At 65.8% G+C, this 18,018-nt stretch carries 17 protein-coding genes; 9 read left to right on the forward strand and 8 right to left on the reverse strand.

Annotated features, from left to right (window positions below; genetic code table 11):
- Positions 1 to 51 precede the first annotated feature (51 nt).
- Complete coding sequence (locus tag LL236_RS06425; RefSeq protein ID WP_228177940.1) at positions 52 to 714, reverse strand: LysE/ArgO family amino acid transporter; 663 nt, start codon at positions 712 to 714, stop codon at positions 52 to 54.
- A 71-nt stretch (positions 715 to 785) separates the two neighbouring features.
- Here LL236_RS06425 and LL236_RS06430 point away from each other — a divergent pair, with 71 nt between their 5' ends.
- On the forward strand, positions 786 to 1,700 hold the full coding sequence (locus tag LL236_RS06430) for a LysR family transcriptional regulator ArgP (protein WP_228177941.1): 915 nt from the start codon (positions 786 to 788) through the stop codon (positions 1,698 to 1,700).
- On the opposite strand, the gene LL236_RS06435 is transcribed toward LL236_RS06430, so the two are convergent.
- From LL236_RS06435 to LL236_RS06450, 4 genes are all read right to left on the reverse strand, one after another.
- Positions 1,687 to 2,718, reverse strand: a complete 1,032-nt coding sequence (locus tag LL236_RS06435) for an NADP-dependent oxidoreductase (RefSeq protein WP_228177942.1) — start codon at positions 2,716 to 2,718, stop codon at positions 1,687 to 1,689. The genes LL236_RS06430 and LL236_RS06435 overlap by 14 nt on opposite strands.
- A gap of 167 nt (positions 2,719 to 2,885) precedes the next feature.
- The gene (locus LL236_RS06440; RefSeq protein ID WP_228177943.1) at positions 2,886 to 3,371 is read right to left on the reverse strand and encodes a MarR family winged helix-turn-helix transcriptional regulator; all 486 of its coding nucleotides are present in this window, start codon (positions 3,369 to 3,371) and stop codon (positions 2,886 to 2,888) included.
- Positions 3,368 to 5,089 carry an MDR family MFS transporter gene (locus tag LL236_RS06445; RefSeq protein ID WP_228177944.1) on the reverse strand — a complete coding sequence of 574 codons (1,722 nt, stop codon included), beginning with the start codon at positions 5,087 to 5,089 and terminating at the stop codon, positions 3,368 to 3,370. Before LL236_RS06445 ends, LL236_RS06440 begins: the two co-directional genes overlap by 4 nt.
- 111 nt (positions 5,090 to 5,200) lie before the next feature.
- Positions 5,201 to 5,851 (reverse strand): YqaJ viral recombinase family protein, encoded by a 651-nt coding sequence (locus tag LL236_RS06450; protein ID WP_228177945.1) that lies wholly within the window; start codon positions 5,849 to 5,851, stop codon positions 5,201 to 5,203.
- Positions 5,852 to 6,180: 329 nt separating this feature from the next.
- Between LL236_RS06450 and rplJ the strand changes: the two genes are divergently transcribed.
- From rplJ to LL236_RS06465, 3 genes are all read left to right on the forward strand, one after another.
- Positions 6,181 to 6,696 (forward strand): 50S ribosomal protein L10, encoded by a 516-nt coding sequence (rplJ, locus tag LL236_RS06455; RefSeq protein ID WP_228177946.1) that lies wholly within the window; start codon positions 6,181 to 6,183, stop codon positions 6,694 to 6,696.
- Between the two features lie 41 nt (positions 6,697 to 6,737).
- On the forward strand, positions 6,738 to 7,127 hold the full coding sequence (gene rplL, locus LL236_RS06460; protein WP_109211492.1) for a 50S ribosomal protein L7/L12: 390 nt from the start codon (positions 6,738 to 6,740) through the stop codon (positions 7,125 to 7,127).
- Between the two features lie 103 nt (positions 7,128 to 7,230).
- Positions 7,231 to 9,750 carry an HAD-IC family P-type ATPase gene (locus LL236_RS06465; protein WP_228177947.1) on the forward strand — a complete coding sequence of 840 codons (2,520 nt, stop codon included), beginning with the start codon at positions 7,231 to 7,233 and terminating at the stop codon, positions 9,748 to 9,750.
- On the opposite strand, the gene LL236_RS06470 is transcribed toward LL236_RS06465, so the two are convergent.
- Together LL236_RS06470 and LL236_RS06475 are read right to left on the reverse strand one after the other, a co-directional pair.
- Entirely contained in the window at positions 9,680 to 10,126 is a 447-nt protein-coding gene (locus LL236_RS06470; RefSeq protein ID WP_228177948.1) for a hypothetical protein, read from the reverse strand. The genes LL236_RS06465 and LL236_RS06470 overlap by 71 nt on opposite strands.
- A gap of 146 nt (positions 10,127 to 10,272) precedes the next feature.
- Positions 10,273 to 11,307 (reverse strand): LacI family DNA-binding transcriptional regulator, encoded by a 1,035-nt coding sequence (locus LL236_RS06475; protein ID WP_228177949.1) that lies wholly within the window; start codon positions 11,305 to 11,307, stop codon positions 10,273 to 10,275.
- 300 nt (positions 11,308 to 11,607) lie between these two features.
- Between LL236_RS06475 and LL236_RS06480 the strand changes: the two genes are divergently transcribed.
- From LL236_RS06480 to LL236_RS06495, 4 genes are all read left to right on the forward strand, one after another.
- Positions 11,608 to 12,930 carry an ABC transporter substrate-binding protein gene (locus LL236_RS06480; RefSeq protein WP_228177950.1) on the forward strand — a complete coding sequence of 441 codons (1,323 nt, stop codon included), beginning with the start codon at positions 11,608 to 11,610 and terminating at the stop codon, positions 12,928 to 12,930.
- 102 nt (positions 12,931 to 13,032) lie between these two features.
- The gene (locus LL236_RS06485) at positions 13,033 to 14,166 is read left to right on the forward strand and encodes a carbohydrate ABC transporter permease (RefSeq protein ID WP_228177951.1); all 1,134 of its coding nucleotides are present in this window, start codon (positions 13,033 to 13,035) and stop codon (positions 14,164 to 14,166) included.
- Between the two features lie 58 nt (positions 14,167 to 14,224).
- Positions 14,225 to 15,211, forward strand: coding sequence for a carbohydrate ABC transporter permease (locus tag LL236_RS06490; RefSeq protein WP_374198013.1), 987 nt, complete (start codon positions 14,225 to 14,227; stop codon positions 15,209 to 15,211).
- Positions 15,212 to 15,373: 162 nt separating this feature from the next.
- Positions 15,374 to 16,750 (forward strand): multidrug effflux MFS transporter, encoded by a 1,377-nt coding sequence (locus LL236_RS06495; RefSeq protein ID WP_374198014.1) that lies wholly within the window; start codon positions 15,374 to 15,376, stop codon positions 16,748 to 16,750.
- On the opposite strand, the gene LL236_RS06500 is transcribed toward LL236_RS06495, so the two are convergent.
- Positions 16,740 to 17,291: a nitroreductase family deazaflavin-dependent oxidoreductase gene (locus tag LL236_RS06500; RefSeq protein ID WP_228177952.1), complete on the reverse strand. Its 552-nt coding sequence runs from the start codon at positions 17,289 to 17,291 to the stop codon at positions 16,740 to 16,742. The genes LL236_RS06495 and LL236_RS06500 overlap by 11 nt on opposite strands.
- A gap of 89 nt (positions 17,292 to 17,380) precedes the next feature.
- On the opposite strand from LL236_RS06500, the gene LL236_RS06505 reads away from it, so the two are divergent.
- Positions 17,381 to 18,013: a GNAT family N-acetyltransferase gene (locus tag LL236_RS06505; RefSeq protein WP_228177953.1), complete on the forward strand. Its 633-nt coding sequence runs from the start codon at positions 17,381 to 17,383 to the stop codon at positions 18,011 to 18,013.
- Positions 18,014 to 18,018 lie beyond the last annotated feature (5 nt).

An 18,018-nucleotide genomic window follows, 5' to 3' on the forward strand; every position in this document is an offset into this window, starting at 1 on the left:
GCAACGATCTGATACGACGACGGCCTCCGCTTCGGCGGGGGCCGTTGTCGTTCATCCGCCGACGACGAGGCTCACGCCGAGGACGATCATCACGACCGCGATGATGGCGTCGAGGATGCGCCAGGCTCGGGGCGTCGCGAGCCAGCGACCGAGATAGCGGGCTCCGAACCCCAGTGCGCTGAACCAGAGGATGCTTGCCATCACGGCGCCGAGCGCGAAGAGCCACCGGTCATCGCCGTGGGTGTTGGCGACACCGCCGAGCAGAAACACCGTATCGAGGTAGACGTGGGGGTTCAGCCACGTAAGCGCGAGGACGGTGAGAACCGTCGCGGAGAGCCGTGTCGCGGTCGTGGTCGGCTGAACCTGCACGGGCCGTTCGGTAGCAGAACCCGCGATGTCATCGCGCGGGTCGTCCACAGTCAGTGCGCCCGCGGGACGCCACGCGCGCCTGGCAGCGAGGAGGCCGTAACCCACGAGGAAGGCCGCGCCCGCCCACCGCACGGCGGTCACCAGCCATGGCAGTGCAGCCAGTGCGAGCCCGACACCCGAGACGCCGAGCACGATGAGGATGGCGTCGGATGCGGCGCACACCACGACAACCGCCAGTACGTGCTCGCGCCGGATTCCCTGTCGAAGCACGAACAGGTTCTGTGCGCCGATGGCCACGATGAGCGATAGTCCGAGGCCGAGACCGGCGAGGAGGGGAGGGAGCACGCCTCGACGCTAGCTGGCGCGAGACATGCACTCCAGCTCAGGATTCTCACGGGGCATTAGCATCGCTTCATATGAAGATCGACTTCGACCTCGCCGACACCGTCGCGATCATCGCCGAGGAGGGCACTCTGGAGGCTGCGGCGCGGCGCATGCGGATCACGCCGAGCGCCGTGAGCCAACGCCTCCGCGCGATCGAAGATCAGCTCGGTCGGGTGCTGCTGGTGCGCTCGAAGCCCGTGCGCCCGACGGCTGCCGGGGAAGCTGTCATCCGGCTCGCACGTCAGGCGCGTGTGCTCGAACATGATGCCCTTGCCGGCATCGGTGAAGACGGAGCCGCCGACGGACCCGTTTCTGTGCCGCTCGCGGTGAACGCGGACTCTCTCGCCACCTGGTTCCTCTCGCCACTGGGCCGCCTGAGTGCGCGGCATCCGATCGTGTTCGACCTTCATCGCGACGATCAGGACTTCACCGCTGCGCTCCTCGAGGGCGGCACCGTGATGGGCGCCGTGACGTCCCGTGCAGAGCCGGTAGCCGGATGCCGCGTTACCGCGCTCGGTGTCATGCGCTACGAGGCAGTCGCCACTCCCGAGTTCGTCGCCCGCTACCTCAACATCTCACGCGGCGACACCCGTGCACTGGCTGCGGCCCCGGTCGTCCAGTTCGATCGCCGCGATGATCTGCAGGACCGGTGGCTACGGGAGAAGGGCGTGTCGGCTTCGGAAGCCCCGCGCCACTACGTCCCGGCATCCCATGACTTCGCGCAGGCAGTTGTGTTGGGACTCGGATGGGGCTTGCTGCCCGGCTTCCAGTCGGCAGCTGAGCTCGAGCGCGGAGCGCTCGTACGCCTGGGAGGTCCGCCCGTCGACGTTCCGCTGTACTGGCAGCAGTGGAATCTGCGTTCGCGGCTTCTGGATGCCGTGGCCACCGAAATCGTCGAGGAGGGACGCCGCGTGCTTCGACCTGCGCGAGCCCTCAATCGTCGCTGACGCGCAGCACGATCTTGCCGCGTGTGTGCCCGCCCTCGATATCGGTGTGCGCCCTCGCCGCTTCCGCAAGGTCCAGCACGTGATCGATGTACACCTGAATCGATCGTGAGTCGAGCAGGCGGGCGATCGTCGCAAGGGTCGCGCCTTCCGGAATCACCTTGTAGCTGGTCGCGCGGACTCCTGCAGCCGCCGCAGCGTCGCGATACTCCGGCCACGATCCGGTGGGAACGAGGATGTAGATCCCGCCGGGCCGGAGCACCGACAGCGAGCGGGAGCCGATCGAGTCGGTGACGTTGCCCACGAGGTCGATGACGACGTCCATGTCGTGCACGACCTCCTCGAAGCGCGTCGAGGTGTGGTCGATCACGACCGAGGCGCCGAGATCCCGAAGCCACGGGGCGTTGGTTCCGGAGGCTGTGGCTGTCACGTGAGCGCCGAAGTACGCAGCGAACTGCACGGCGAAGTGCCCGACGCCACCGCTTCCGGCGTGGATGAGGATCCGCTGTCCTTCGTGAGCGTGAGCGGTCTCGACCACGAGCCCCCAGGCGGTGAGCGCTGCCACCGGCACTCCCGCCGCTTCGACATGCGAAAGGGAGGCTGGCTTGCGCGCGATCGACAGGGTGGGTGCGACGACATACTCGGCGTAGCTTCCCGGCGTCCGGGGGAACCCGGCCATCCCGAACACTTCCGTACCGACGGGGAACGGATGGGTCTCGAACGGCGACTCGACGACGACGCCGCTGAAGTCGAAGCCGAGGATCTCGGGAAGCTCGGCTACGGCAGGAGCAAGTCCCTTCCCGGCCCGCGTCTTGGCATCGATCGGGTTCACACCGGCGGCGACCACCCGCACAAGCACCTCGCTCAGGACGGGGTGGGGCACCGGGACGGTGGTCTCGGTCAGGACGCCGGGAGCGCCCCACTGCGCGACGGTGACCGCACGCATCACTTCGGGGACCTGCGAGAGTTCGGTGGAGAATGCCCGGGTTTCGGGGGATGGGCGTAGCGGCCGGAATCGCATCGGTCGCTCCTTCCGCGAATTCGTCGCCAGCGGACCGCGCACATCGGCATCGACGTGGCACATGACGACCAGGTGAAACCCCGCCCTCCGCGAGGTGATCTCAGTCAACCCCCCGATTGTCTCGCTCGTGTTACGCCGTTGTCACCGAGCCGATAAGACCCGGCCCGTCAGCGTTTCGGGATATCGCCCGACGCGAAGGCGGTGAGTAGGTCGGTCAGGTCGTCGATCGACTCGGTCGGCCACTCTGCGAGCGTGTGGGAGAGCATCCGTTCGTACGGTGCTCGCGCGGCATCCAATCTCTTCCGTCCCTCTGAGGTGAGGGAGATCAACCGTGAACGACGGTCGTCCGGATCAGCCGTCCGCTCGATGAAGCCAAGACTTTCGAGCTCGCTGATCTGCCGACTGATCATTCCCTTGTCGGCGGTCAGGCGATGAGCGAGGGCCGACGACGTCGTGGGTCCGATTCGGCCGATGGTCGCGAGGAGTTTGAACGTGCCGGGGAGCATTCCCGGGCTCACCTCATCAGCGATCTGCGCATAGAACTTTCGGATGCGCGAGATGAGCTCGGAGATCGCACCCTCGAGTCTGTCCACTGCCGCGCGGTGCTCGCGGGTCGCCGGGTCGAGGTCCTCGGGGGACTCGGACTCGCTCATCGCGGCGGTTCCTGGGTGGATGCCGCGCCAGCAGCCTTGGCGCGGTGAGAACTGTCGGAATCCGCTCCGAGCTGGGCAGTGGCGGTGAGGGTTTCCATGCCCTCGGCGACAGACACGGTAGCGAGGTCGGCTTCACCGGCTTCCAGTCGCTCGCGGTTCGTCATCCGGGTCAGGGGAACGTTCGGCAAGAACGCGATGGCGATGAGGCTCACGATCGCGAACGGCACGAGGATCAGGAAGGACTGTGAGATGCCTTGAGCATAGACGTCTTCGAAGATGACGCGCAGGCCCTCGGGCATCGCAGACACCTGCGGGAGGGACCCCGACTGGAGTTGCGAAGCCCAGGTCGACGCCTGGTCGCCGAGGGTTGCGAGCGCAGCGGTGACGTCATCCTTGCGTCCTCCCAAGAGGTCGGTGACGCTGCCGGCAAGAGCTGCGCCCATGACGGCAACACCGACGCTGCCGCCGAGGCTTCGGAAGAAGGTGACGCCGGAACTTGCCACGCCGATCTTGGTGGGTTCGGTCGTGTTCTGCACGATGAGCACGAGGTTCTGCATCGTCATCCCGACGCCCGCGCCGAGCAGGAACATGTACAGCGACACGAGGGCGAAGTTCGTGTCGTAGTGGATCGTCGTCAACAGGGCGGACCCTGCGATCAGCGAGATGCTGCCCCCGATGAGGTAGGGCTTCCAGTGCCCGAAGCGGGTGATCAGCTGGCCGACTCCGACGGATGCCACCAGGAGTCCGGCGATCATCGGGATCGTCATCAGCCCGGCCTCCGTGGGTGTGGCGCCTCGAGCCAGCTGCATGTACTGGCTGAGGAATACCGAAGCCCCGAACATGGCGATGCCGGTGGCGATCGAGGCGAGCACGGCGAGTGTGAATGTGCGGCTCCGGAACATCGAGAGCGGGACGAGAGGTTCGCGCGAGCGCAGCTCGACCACGATGAACAGAACTGCGGCGAGAACAGCGCCGCCCACCATCAGCAGGGTCGTCACGCTCCACCAGTCGAAGGAGTCGCCGGCGGTTGTCACCCAGATCAGCAGCAGCGAGACGGCGGCAGAGAGCAGGACGATGCCGAGGTAGTCGATCGAGACCTTCCGTGCCGCGAGGGGCTTCAGGTGGAGGGTGCGCTGCACGATGATCAGGGCCGCAACGGCAAAGGGAAGGGCGACATAGAAGTTCCAGCGCCACCCGATCCCGTCGGTGATGACGCCGCCTACAAGGGGGCCACCGATGGTAGCGAGCGCCATGACGGCGCCGAACAAGCCCATATAGCGACCGCGCTCGCGGGGGCTGATGATGTCGGCCATGATCACCTGGCTGAGTGCGGCTAGGCCTCCCGCGCCGACGCCCTGCACCGCGCGCATGGCGATCAGCCACTCGGTGTTCGGTGCGAATCCCGCCGCGGCGGTTGCGACGACGAAGATGCCGATCGCGAGCTGGAAGAGCAGCTTGCGGTTCACGAGGTCGGCGAGCTTGCCCCAGACGGGTGTCGAGATCGCTGTTGTCAGAAGCGTCGCTGTCACGACCCAGGTGAACGCTGCCTGATCGCCGCCGAGGTCGTGGATGATCACCGGCAGGGAGGTGGAGACGACAGTCGAGGCGAGCATCGAGACGAACATGCCCAGGAGCAGGCCCGAGAGGGCCTCGAGGACCTGGCGGCGAGTCATGCCGGATTCGGTGAGGGCCGCAGCTGGAGGGGAAACGGATGCCATGGGATGCCTTCTTGACGACGAGGAGTGGCTGCGCTCGTCATCGCGCAGTCATTGACAAATGTCAACTATAGAGTATTTGGTTGACAGGAGTCAATTAGTTGGCGGCGCTGATCAGTCAGACAATGCGAGCGCGCGATACGGCTCGCGGGTCTCGACCGAGGCGACCGCCAGTGTTCGCGTGCGCTGCGTGCGTAAGTACAGCTCATCGATGAGAGCCGTCGCCAGGCCGACAAGCCGGGCAATCTCCGTCTCGTCGCGATCAACCCACGCGCACCGGGGCTCGTCGCCGACAGGGACGAAACCGTCGTGCTGTTCCCAGGCGACCAGCGTGCGCTCGGCACCGAGGACGTGTTGCTGCCACCAGACCTGGCGCAGGTAGGAGCGTGGGATGCTGCGCCACTCCTTATTCGTCGTCTTGATCTCGGCGAGGATGACGCGCCCCTGCGCGTCGACCACCACGCCGTCGGGGGTAGCGAGATGACGTTTCTCAATCTCGGCGTGAAAGAGCGCCGAGGAGGGCTGGATGCCGTGCGTTGCGGCTACCCACCGTGCGATTTCGGGTTCGCGCAGCCGCCCGTGGTTCGTATAGGCATTGCCCGAGAACCCGGAGCCCATGAGCTTGGCGTCGGCGGCGCGGGCAATGGCCCGTTCAGAGGTGAGCGTCGCGACATCCGTTGCTGTGATTCCCCGCGAACGCGCCCGCACCCACGCGACCCGGTCTCGCGAGTCGGCGACGATGCGCGCTTGGAGTTCGGGAGTCACCACTTGACCCTACGTCGGGGTCGCGACCTCGGCCGCCCTCACACGCGAAGATGTGCGAGAGGCCCGGCGACGATTTGTTGGGGTGGGGACCGGAGCGTACACTTGTCGGAGCCGAAGACCGCCGGTCATCGGCGTGCGCGTAAGCGAACGTCGATCGAAGCGCTGGAAATTCTCTTCCGGGAGAGTCGCCAGGGGCCTGCGCAGGTGTCACGAACAACGCCCATCCGGGCCGAAGCTCCGTGCGCTTGCGCCGGAGCTTTTCTCATTTTTGGGGGTCCGAGGCTCCCGTCCCGCCACCGCGGAATGGGGACAAGACACAAGGAGTGGCCATGGCGCAGAAGGAAGCGACGGTTGCCGAGCTCACGAAGAACTTCGAGGACTCGACTGCCGTTCTGCTCACCGAGTACCGCGGCCTGACGGTTGCTGAGCTCAAGGAGCTCCGCAACGCGATCCGTCAGGACGCCGAGTACGCCGTGGTGAAGAACACGCTCTCCAAGATCGCCGCGAACAACGCGGGGATCACGTCGATGGATGAGGACCTCAAGGGACCCTCGGCTATCGCATTCGTGCACGGTGACCCGGTCACCGTCGCGAAGGGACTGCGCGCCTTCGCCAAGGCACACCCTCTTCTGGTGATCAAGGGCGGATACTTCGACGGTTCCCCCCTGAGCGCAGAAGAGGTAAACAAGCTCGCCGACCTCGAGAGCCGTGAAGTCCTGCTGGCGAAGCTCGCCGGCGCGATGAAGGCCTCGATGACCAAGGCAGCATTCGTCTTCAACGCACTGCCGTCGAAGGCCGTTCGCACGGTCGACGCGCTGCGTGAGAAGCAGGAGTCCGCGGCCTGAGTCGGCCCCGGCGATAACCACACCCATCAAGGAGAATCATCATGGCAAAGCTCAGCACTGAAGAGCTGCTCGACGCGTTCAAGGAGCTCACCCTCATCGAGCTCTCCGAGTTCGTCAAGGCGTTCGAGGAGACCTTCGACGTCACCGCCGCCGCGCCCGTCGCGGTTGCCGCCGCCGGCGCCCCCGCCGGTGGTGCCCCCGCCGAAGAGGCCGAAGAGAAGGACGCGTTCGACGTCATCCTCGAGGCCGCCGGCGACAAGAAGATCCAGGTCATCAAGGTCGTCCGCGAGCTCACCTCGCTCGGCCTCGGCGAGGCCAAGGCCGTCGTCGACGGTGCTCCCAAGGCTGTCCTCGAGGGCGCCAACAAGGAGACCGCAGACAAGGCGAAGGCTGCTCTCGAAGAGGCAGGCGCCACGGTCACCCTCAAGTAAGTCCCTGCGACTTTCTCGCGAAGGCCTCGGATGCTTCGGCATCCGGGGTCTTCGCGCATCTCGGCATCCGTCAGCGCCAGAAGGTGCCCGCTAGGGTGAACGCATGACCAGCGGTACCGACGTGGCGACGCAGCCAGGGCCTGAGCCGGCCGGCGATGGTGAGCTCACCGGACTCACGGCAGCCGAGGTAGCCGAGCGTGTGTCGGATGGCCGAACCAACGCGTATCAGGCCGACTCCAGCCGGAGCATCGGCAGCATCATCCGCGCCAATGTGTTCACGATCTTCAACGCGATCGTTGGATCGTGCTTTGCCGTTCTCCTGCTGCTCGGGCGCTGGCAGGACGCGATCTTCGGCCTCAGCGCTCTGGCCAACACGATCATCGGTGCGTGGCAGGAGTTCCGCGCCAAGGCGGCGCTCGATCGCCTGGCGCTGCTGAACGCACCGACTGCTCGGGTCCTGCGCGACGGTGTCGAGGCTGAGATCCACCCGACCGATGTCGTGATCGATGACATCCTGGTGCTGCGCGCCGGCGATCAGATCGCAGCCGATGCCGAAGCAGTTGCCGCCCGCGGATTGCAGGTCGACGAGTCGATGCTCACCGGTGAGTCAGATGCTGTCGACAAGCATCCCGGCGATGAGGCACTTTCGGGTTCGATCGTCGTCGCGGGAGAGGGGCTCGCGCGCGTCATCCGTGTGGGTGCCGACTCGTATGCCAACCGATTCGCCGCTGAGGCCAAGCGGTTCTCGCTCGTCTCGAGCGAGCTGCGCTCGTCGATCAACCTTGTGCTGCGTGTCGTCGGCTGGGCGATCGGACCCATGGCACTTCTCGTCCTGAACGCCCAGATGATGGTGTTCGGCGGATGGGTCGCCGCCTGGGAGAGTGGCGACTGGGTTCAGGCAGCCGTCAATACGATCGCCGCCGTGACCGCGATGATTCCCCTCGGGCTCGTCCTCATGACGAGCATCGCCTTTGCGGTCGGCGCCGCAAAGCTCGCCTCCCGCCAGGTGCTCGTCAACGAACTCCCCGCCGTCGAGGGACTGGCGCGCGTAGACGTTGTATGCCTCGACAAGACCGGCACGCTCACGGCCGGAGAGATCGAGTTCGATGCCGTTCATCCCGTCGGCGATGCCGCGGCCCCCGGATGGGATGAGGCACTGGCCTGGTACGGCGCTGACCCGGCGGCCAACGCCACAGCGCGGTGCCTGCGCGACCCCTACCCGCTCGAGGCTCCTGTCGCCGTCGGGTCAGTCATCCCGTTCTCGTCGGCACGCAAATGGAGCGCAGTATCGTTCAGCGACGGGCCGTCGGGTGCCTGGGTTCTCGGTGCTCCTGAAATGGTCTTTCCGGAGGGGACCGGAGACGGAACCGAGCTCGGGTCCCTGGTCGCCGAACTTGCCGCGACCGGACGACGCACCCTCGTGCTCGGCCACTCGCCGCATCCGATCTCCGATGAGCAGGCCGAGGCCGAGCGCATCCCCGACGATCTCGTCCCGATCGTCGTGCTCACCTTCCGCGAACAGGTGAGGCCGGATGCCGCGCAGACGCTGGCGTATTTCCGGGAGCAGGGGGTCGGCATCCGTGTCATCTCGGGCGATAACCCCCGCACCGTCGCTGCCATTGCGCGCGAGGTCGGGGTCGACGCTCCGGAGGGGTTCGATGCTCGGCAGCTACCCGAGGACGACGAGGCGCTCGCAGACGTGCTCGAGACCTACCACGTGTTCGGCCGCGTCACCCCGGAGCAGAAGAAGCGCATGGTCACTGCGTTGCAATCGCGTGGCCATACCGTGGCGATGACCGGCGACGGCGTCAACGACGCGCTCGCGATCAAGACAGCCGACATCGGCATCGCGATGAACTCGGGCGCAGCCGCCACGAAGGCGGTAGCGCGCCTCGTGCTGCTGGACGGGCAGTTCTCGCACCTCCCCGACGTCGTCGCCGAAGGACGTCAGGTGATCGCCAACATCGAGCGCGTCTCGATGCTGTTCCTCACCAAGACGGCTTACATCTTCGTGCTGTCGATCGTGTTCGGCATCCTGGTGCTGCAGTTCCCGTTCCTGCCTCGGCAGCTCTCGATCACCGACGGACTCACCATCGGCATCCCGGCATTCTTCCTGGCCCTCATGCCCAACCGGCAGCGCTACATTCCGGGGTTCCTGCGGCGCTCGCTCAGCTTCGCGATTCCCGCCGGCGTCGTCGTGGGAGCAGGGCTCACCCTCTACACCCTCGGCGCGCAATCGCTCGGCGTCGACGAACAGCAGATGCGCACTGGGGCGACGATCCTGCTCGCGATCGTCGGGATCTGGATTCTGACCGTGCTGTCCCGTCCGATCAACCGCTACAAGGGCCTCGTGATCGGTGCCATGTTCATCGGCCTGGTGCTGATCTTCTCGGTGCCGCTCGCGACGGAGTTCTTCCAACTTGTCGACCCGGGTGAGGATGCCGCGTACCTGCTCACCGTCGTGATCGTGGCGACCATCGGTGGTATCGAGATCGTGCGGTTCATCCACCGCCGATTCGTGGCGCGTGATACTGCTGCCAGGACGGCGGGGCTCAGCGCCGGGCGGCCGCGGCGGCGCGGAAGAAGCGGTTCGTTGGCGGAAGCCACAACACCACGAGAGTGAACAGCTCGAGCGCGAGCTGAACGGCGGCGATCCAGTCGAAGTCCGCGGCGGCGATGGCCAGGACGTGAAGTGGCACCTGGATCGCCAGGTACACCGTCAAGACGATGCGAGACAGGCCGCTGCCGCGCGCGACGCCGGAAGCGATCCCGATGATCAACAGCCCGACGAGGATGATGGCAGCCCCGATGAGCGACACAGCGAGGACATCGCCGGAGCCTGTCTGGTCGTAGCGGCTGAGCAGCACCAGGATGCCGAGCAGGATGCCGAGCAGGCCTGTGAGGTAGACGAAAGCAACGGCGAACGAAACGATCACCGGCCGCCGCACGCCCTTCGGGGGAGTTGTGACAGCACCGGCATCCGTCGTCGTCTCGCTCACGGCACCACTGTAGCGGGAGGGCCCTCGCGGCCGATCCTGGCGCGAACCCACACGAATCAGCGCGAACCCTCACCTTTCGGTCGAAGAAACCGGTGGGTTGGAGGGCGAAGGTGTGGGTTCGGCGCCTTCCCGCGGGGGGAGAGAGGTCAGGATGTGACGCCGACGCCCACGGTCACCGAGGGGGTTCCCGGGGGAGGGGCAGTCGAGTTGCGCACAATCATGCGCGCCTGGATGCTGACATCCGCGGGATCCTGCTCCGGATTCTCGAGCTGCTCGAGCAGCATCCTGGCCCCCTGTGCGCCCTGACTGCGGGGCGACTGCTCAAGCGTGGTGAGTGAGAACATCTCGGCGAACTCGTGATTGTCGATACCGACGACGCTGAGTGCTGACGGGACCGGGATGCCGAGCCGGCGCGCCGCGATGATGGCCCCGATCGCGACCTCGTCGCACGTAGCCAGAAGTGCCGTGGGCCGTCGATCGGGGTCTCCGAGGAGGTCGACAGCCGCTGCGTACCCACCGGGCAGACTCACCTCCGATCGCACGTGCGTCACCTCGAGGCCGGCCTCCCTCATCGTCGTCTGGTATCCCGCCAGACGCGCGCGATCGACGTGGGGACCGCTGGAGACCGAGACGCCTCCAAGGAAGGTGATCTTCGTGTGACCGAGTTCGATGAGGTGCGCTGTGGCACGTCGAGCGGCAGACTCGTCATCCAGCCGCACGACTCCCGCATTGTCGCCCATTGCGACGACGCTCACGACGGGGCGGCCGATCGCGACAAGTCGCTCCAGCTCGTGGTGATCGGGTTCAAGCCCGACCGCTATCAGTCCGTCGAATCGCTTGCGGGCCAGGAAGTCGTCGAACACGCGCCTGCGCCCTTCGGTGCCTGGCTTGGCGTCGTAGAGGGTCAGGTCGTACCCGGATTCGAGGAGCACCTCTTGAATACCTTCGAGAACCTCGGCGAAGAACCATCTGTTGAGGTAGGGCATGACGACGCCAATATTGCGCGTGCGCCCGGTGGCCAGGCTCGCAGCGCTCGAGGAGGGGACGTATCCCATTTCGTGGGCGACGCGTGTCACCCGCTCTCGCGTGGCTGCGGCGACGTACCCGTGTCCGGTGAGGGCGCGACTTGCCGTCGCCTTCGAGACTCCCGCAGCGCGGGCCACGTCCTCGATGCCGCTCACGTCGTTGTACCTTCCGGCGGTTCTCTGCGGTTCCCGACACCGCACCCGCGATCGATCGTCGATCTCTTGTAGGGACAGGCTAAACGACGAAAGGCGAAAAGGGGAACCGGTTCCAGGTGAATGCAGTGTCGTCGATCACTATGCAGATAGCGAAAAGAGCGCTCCCAGGCGCAGTTATCGGCTCGTAATGGTTCATCTGTTGTGCGCGGGAGAAGAGGGCGATACGGTGTCATGGAAACGGTTCCGGAGAGGCTCTTACGAAGGAACCATGTCTGCGCTCAACGAGGAGGAGTCATTCATATGGGCATGACACAGCGTCACAAGGTGCTCGGCGCCGTGGCGATCGCCGGCATCGCGGGCATCGCGCTCGCGGGCTGCAGCGGTGACAGCGGCGGCGGCAGCACTGACGGTGGGGGCGGCGACGTCGACAACGTCGTCACGATCTACGGCACGATCTCGGACACCGAGGCGGAACTGCTGGACGAGTCGTGGGCTGACTTCGAAGAGGAGTCGGGAATCGACATCCAGTACGAGGCCTCCAAGGAGTTCGAGTCTCAGATCGGCATCCGCGCACAGGGTGGCAACCCGCCCGACATCGCGATCTTCCCGCAGCCCGGTCTGCTCGCCGACCTCGCGTCGCGCGGCTACCTGGTTCCGGCTCCCGAGGCCGTGCAGCAGAACGTCGCCGACTACTGGTCGGACGACTGGGCTGCTTACGGCACCGTCGACGGCACGCTGTACGGCGCGCCGCTGATGGCATCCGTCAAGGGCTTCATCTGGTACCAGCCCGCCAAGTTCGCGGAGTGGGGTCTTGAGGTCCCGACGACACTCGACGAACTCATGCAGGTCACGCAGACCATCCAGTCGACCACCGGCAAGGCCCCGTGGTGTGCCGGCTTCGGCTCGGGCGACGCGACCGGCTGGCCGGGAACCGACTGGGTCGAGGACATGGTGCTTCGCGACTCGGGTCCCGAGGTCTACGACCAGTGGGTTGCCAACGAGGTGAAGTTCACCGACCAGCCGATCATCGACGCGTTCGACGCGACCGGTGAATACCTGCTGAACCCCGAGTACGTCAATGCCGGTTTCGGTGACGTCCAGTCCATCAACTCGACCGAGTTCGGCGACCCTGCTGCCGCCCTCGTCTCGGGTGAATGCGCACTGCACCACCAGGCGTCGTTCTTCACCGGATTCATCGAGGACGCCGGCGGCACTGTCGCCGAGGACGGCGACGTCTGGGCGTTCATCATGCCCGGTCAGACCGCCGGTGCGCCGGCAGTCACCGGTGGTGGCGAGATCGTTGGCGCGTTCAACGACGAGTCCGACACGCAGGCCGTGCTTGAGTACCTCTCGAGCCCGGAGTGGGCGAACAACCGCGTCTCGCTCGGTGGTGTCATCTCGGCGAACACGGGCCTCGACCCGGCCAACGCTTCGTCGGGCATCCTGACGCAGGCGATCGAGATCCTTCAGGACCCGAACACCACGTTCCGGTTCGATGCATCCGACCTGATGCCCAGCGCCGTCGGCGCCGGGACGTTCTGGAAGGGCATGGTCTCGTGGATCAGCGGCACCCCCGTTGACGAGGTCACCGCACAGATCGAAGCCGGCTGGCCGTCCAGCTGACAGTGATCACGGAGGGGCCGCCTCGCTCAGGCGGGGCGGCCCCTCCGCCGTCTTCCTGGCTAGGATTCGAGCGAGTCCACTGACGTACTCGAAAGGAGCGACGTGACCGCGTTCTTCAACTGGGTCGGCACAATGCACCCGATTCTGCAAGCGATCGTCGTGGTCGTTGCATTCCTCGTGGTGATCGGCCTGATCCTCTTTCTCATCGACATTGCTCCCCGTTCGGGACCCGTCTATACCTGGATCAGGCTCGCGATGTGTGTGCTCATCCCGGTCGCCACGGTTCTGCTCTTCAACTCCGTCTGGTGGGCGGCGATCGTCGCCGCTGTCATCGGCGGTCTGTTCTTCGTGATCGATTACCGATCTCGAAACGGCAAGGGCTATTTCATCCAGCTCATCGCCTTCATGACCCCGGCGGCGCTGTTGCTGCTGATCGGTCTGATCCTCCCGTCGATCCAGACCTTTGTCGCTTCGTTCATGAACGCAGCGGGAAACCAATTCGTCGGCCTCGACAACTTCGTCTGGATCTTCACCCAGCCAGACGGAATCCGCACCGTCGTGAACACCATCGTCTGGGTGCTCATTGCCCCGACAGTGTCGACGATCGTCGGGCTTGCGTATGCGGTCTTCATCGACAAGACGCGCGGTGAGAAGGTCTACAAGGTTCTCGTGTTCATGCCGATGGCGATCTCGTTCGTCGGTGCGAGCATCATCTGGAACTTCGTGTACGCCTATCGCGGTCCCGAGTTCACCCAGATCGGTCTTCTCAACCAGATCGTCGTGTGGTTCGGGGGAGACCCCGTGCAGTGGCTTCTCAACGAGCCGTGGAACACGCTGTTCCTGATCGTCGTGCTCATCTGGGTGCAGACCGGTTTCGCAATGGTCATCCTTTCCGCGGCGATCAAGGGCGTTCCGACCGAACAGCTTGAGGCCGCGCAGCTTGATGGAACCAACGCGTGGCAGCGCTTCATCAACGTCACGGTTCCCGCGATCAGTCCCGCGATCATCGTGGTCCTCACGACGATCTCGATCGCTTCGCTGAAGGTCTTCGACATCGTGCGCACGATGACCGGCGGTAACTTCGGCACCTCGGTGATCGCGAACGAGATGTACACGCAGTTCACCAAGTTCGAGGCGGGCCGCAGTGCGGCGTTCGCCGTCATCCTGTTCCTCCTGGTGCTGCCGATCGTGATCTATAACGCCCGGCAGATCCGCAAGCAGAAGGAGATCCGATGAGCATGCGGTACGCATCTAGCGCGCCCTCGCGCGCAGATCTCCCGAAGGGAGCGATCCAATGAGTGAGGTTATGCCGATCGATCTCCCGATCGACAAGGAGACCGAGAAGGAACTCGAGCGCGGGATGCGCCGGGACCAGAACGGTGGTTCGGGCCGCGCGGGCCGTGTTCGACGCGTGCTCTCCAAGCCGTGGGCAACCGTCGCGTCGATCATCATCGCGCTCGCGTGGACGATCCCGACCTTCGGACTGCTGATCTCGTCCTTCCGTCCTGAGCAGCAGATCAAAACGACCGGATGGTGGACGTTCTTCGCCGACCCGCAGGTGACGCTGGAGAACTACATCCAGGTTCTGCAGGCAGGTAACACGCAGCTGACGATGGCCGAGGCCTTCATCAACTCGATCGCCATCACGATCCCCGCGACCATCGTGCCGCTGACGATCGCGGCGTTCGCGGCCTACGCGTTCTCGTGGATCGACTTCAAGGGGCGCGACTGGCTGTTCATCTTCGTGTTCGCGCTGCAGATCGTGCCGATCCAGATGGCGCTGATCCCGCTGCTGAGCTCGTTCTCTCGTGGTCTGAACATCTTCGGGGTGCAGATCACGGGGCCGCTCGGAGTGTCGGGTGGGTACGCGCAGGTCTGGATCGCCCACTCGATGTTCGCTCTGCCGCTGGCGATCTACCTGCTGCACAACTTCATGTCGCAGATCCCGGCCGACATCATCGAGGCGGCACGCGTCGACGGGGCATCCCGCGGGCAGATCTTCTTCCGCATTGTGCTGCCCCTGACGATGCCCGCTCTCGCGTCGTTCGCGATCTTCCAGTTCCTGTGGGTCTGGAACGACCTGCTCGTGGCCTTGATCTTCGCCGACGGGCCGGTGGCGCCGATCACCAAGCTGTTGGCGGAGATCACGGGAACGCGTGGCAACGAGTGGCAGCTGCTGACAGCGGGTGCGTTCGTCGCGATCATCGTTCCGCTGATCGTGTTCTTCTCGCTCCAGCGCTACTTTGTACGAGGTCTGCTCGCAGGCTCGACGAAGGGCTGATCGCAGAAGGATGAAGCTCGAAGGGGCGTCCCGGGGAGGGGCGCCCCTTCGCTTTCTGATGCCGCCGTGTCGAGCATCCGTTATCATGGAGTCGAATCGATTCGACGCCGATCGGGGGCGTGGGTCCTCCGATCCCGCGCAACCTCCCCCTGAACGGAACCCGTGCTCGACACTGCCTCCATTCCCGTAACACCCGCGGACGCGTCTGCTGCTGACCGGCCGGAGCTCACCCCGACCGGATCGGTGCGGCTTCGTTCGGCGACCGGTGCGATCCGCACCCTTGGAGCCAACCCGGCAACAGCGCCGGTCATGCTGCACCCCGGCGATGCCATCCCCACGCGGCGCCGCGTGCTGTACATCATCCTGCTCGGCGCGCTGACGGCGCTCGGGCCGTTCACGATCGACCTCTACCTCCCGGCCTTCCCGGTGCTCGAGGCCGACTTCCAGACGACGTCGGCGGCGATTCAACTCACCCTGACGGGCACGATGATCGGCTTCGCTGTCGGGCAGCTGGTCGTAGGCCCGCTCAGCGACAAAGTCGGGCGACGGATGCCGCTGATCGCCGTGACCGTGCTGCATGTGCTGGCCAGCGCAGCTGCAGCGCTCTCGCCGACGCTCATCACCCTCGGCGCCGCCCGGTTCTTCATGGGAGTGGGGGCTGCCGCGGGAGGCGTGGTTGCAATGGCGATCGTGCGCGACCTGTTCGGCGGGAAGCGGCTGGTCGTGATGCTCAGTCGACTCGCACTCGTGAGCGGTGTTGCCCCGGTCGTTGCGCCTCTCATCGGCTCGGCGCTTCTGATCGTCATGCCGTGGCAGGGGATCTTCGTCGTTCTCGCCGTGTACGGCGTGGTGATGCTCGTCAGCACGATCTTCATCATCCCCGAGACCCTGCCGCCGGCCCGTCGGCACGACAAGGGGAGCACCACGACCTGGCAGCGCTACCGGTCGGTGCTCAGCGACCGCGTGTTCCTGGGCGTTCTGGTGATCGGCGGGATGAACTTCAGCGGCCTGTTCTCATACCTGTCGGCCTCGCCCTTCCTCTTTCAGGAGGGCTACGGGTTCGATCCGCAGGCATACGGTCTGCTGTTCGCCGTGAACTCCCTGGGCATCGTCTTCGGTGTGCAGATGGCCTCGCGGCTGGCTGCCCGGTTCGGCCCCCAGTGGGTGCTGGCGTTCTCGACGGCCGGCACCGTCGTGTTCGGTTCTGCCATCATCCTCGCCGACAGCTTGGGTCTCGGCCTGTGGGGAACGATGGTTCCCCTCTTCCTGTTCATCACGTCGGTCGGCTTCGGCTTCCCGTGTGTGCAGGTGCTCGCGCTCGATCGCCACGGCAAGGCGGCGGGGACGGCAGCATCCATCCTCGGCGCCGTGAACTTCGGTGTGGCAGGCGCGGTCTCGCCTCTCGTCGGCTGGCTCTCTGCCAGTGCCGGCATCACCGCCACGACAATGGCATCGGTCATGGTCGGATGCGGAGCGATCGCGGTCATCGCACTGTGGACGATCGTGCGGCCGCGGACGGTGCAGGCCCTCACTCCGTAGGATCCGGCTCCCAGCCCGCTGTCGCTGCGTGGCGCAGCACGGGCTGAAGCCGGAACAGCCGCACCGTGCGGTGGGACTCTCGCTCGTACGCGCGATAACCGGGCCACTGCGACTCGATGCGAGCCCATACGGCGTTTCGCTGGTCGTCTGGGATGACGGTCGCGTGCACGAGCATCCGCCGCCCGCGAACCGTGATCGCAGCATCCGGATGGGCGAGCAGATTCGTCGTCCAAGCGGGGTGGCGTTCGCCGGCGAAGTTGGTCCCGGCGACGATCGCCCGGCCCTGTCCGTCGGGGGTGTACATCAGCGGAACATCACGGATGAGACCGCTTCTGGCCCCGGTCGTGTGGAGAACGAGTGAGGGAACCAGGACGGCGCTGAGCTGCACTCGGCCGCCGCTGAGGGCGGCGAAGAACCGCTCGACCGGGGGGAGCAGGCGGGGACCTGCCGCGCGGAAGAGCCGGGTTCTGGTGAGAGGCGCCAGAAGCGCGCGGAGCAGGTTGCGCACCGGCCGCGCGATGCGCTGTGCGATCTCGGACACCCGACCAGTGCTCACACCCACGCGTTCGTCCTCCCCCCGCCATCCTCGCACCTCATTGCAGGGTAGCCACCCCCGCGTACGATCGGGGCGTGGCCAGGATTCGAGCATTTCGCCCCGAGGACAAGGCGGCGCTGTCGTCGGTGTGCATTCGCACTGCGGATGCCGGAGCCGATGCGAGAGGCATCCTGACCGACGACGAGATCTGGCCCGAGGTGTTCCTGCGCCCCTACCTTGCGCGGCACCCGGACTACGCTTTCGTGGTCGACGTCGACGGTGAGCCCGTCGGGTATCTCGTCTGCGCGCCCGATACGAGGTCTTTCGAGGACTGGTTCAGCACGTCGTGGTGGCCCGAGCGCCGGTCGCGGTGGGCTCCGGATGTCGACGCCGGAGATCCGCGTGCGGAGCGAACCGCCGGCATCCTGCGTCATGCAGCCGCCAGACGCGCAGGAGCCGAACCCTACGGTGACGCCTATCCCGCTCATCTGCACATCGACCTGCTCCCACAGGCGCAGGGCCAGGGATGGGGGCGACGGTTGATCGACGCGCTCATCGAGACCCTCCGTGAGCGCGGAGTCTCGGGCGTGCACCTGGTCGCCGATGCGGCCAACACGTCAGCTCTCGCCTTCTACGACCGTCTCGGGTTCGCAAGGCTCGCCTCGCACGAGGGAGTTCAAGCGTTTGGAATGTCGCTGGGCGGCCCCGAGGGGTCGGGTCCGCGTTAGCCTGC

It is taken from the genome of Microbacterium schleiferi (assembly GCF_020781975.1).
Lineage (GTDB): Bacteria > Actinomycetota > Actinomycetes > Actinomycetales > Microbacteriaceae > Microbacterium.

Coding starts and splice junctions, on each gene's coding strand:
- LL236_RS06435 (WP_228177942.1), bottom strand. CDS start 2,718: ATGCGATTCCGGCCGCTACGCCCATCCCCCGAAACCCGGGCATTCTCC.
- LL236_RS06480 (WP_228177950.1), top strand. CDS start 11,608: ATGGGCATGACACAGCGTCACAAGGTGCTCGGCGCCGTGGCGATCGCC.
- LL236_RS06465 (WP_228177947.1), top strand. CDS start 7,231: ATGACCAGCGGTACCGACGTGGCGACGCAGCCAGGGCCTGAGCCGGCC.
- LL236_RS06440 (WP_228177943.1), bottom strand. CDS start 3,371: ATGAGCGAGTCCGAGTCCCCCGAGGACCTCGACCCGGCGACCCGCGAG.
- LL236_RS06430 (WP_228177941.1), top strand. CDS start 786: ATGAAGATCGACTTCGACCTCGCCGACACCGTCGCGATCATCGCCGAG.
- rplL (WP_109211492.1), top strand. CDS start 6,738: ATGGCAAAGCTCAGCACTGAAGAGCTGCTCGACGCGTTCAAGGAGCTC.
- LL236_RS06445 (WP_228177944.1), bottom strand. CDS start 5,089: ATGGCATCCGTTTCCCCTCCAGCTGCGGCCCTCACCGAATCCGGCATG.
- rplJ (WP_228177946.1), top strand. CDS start 6,181: ATGGCGCAGAAGGAAGCGACGGTTGCCGAGCTCACGAAGAACTTCGAG.
- LL236_RS06490 (WP_374198013.1), top strand. CDS start 14,225: ATGAGTGAGGTTATGCCGATCGATCTCCCGATCGACAAGGAGACCGAG.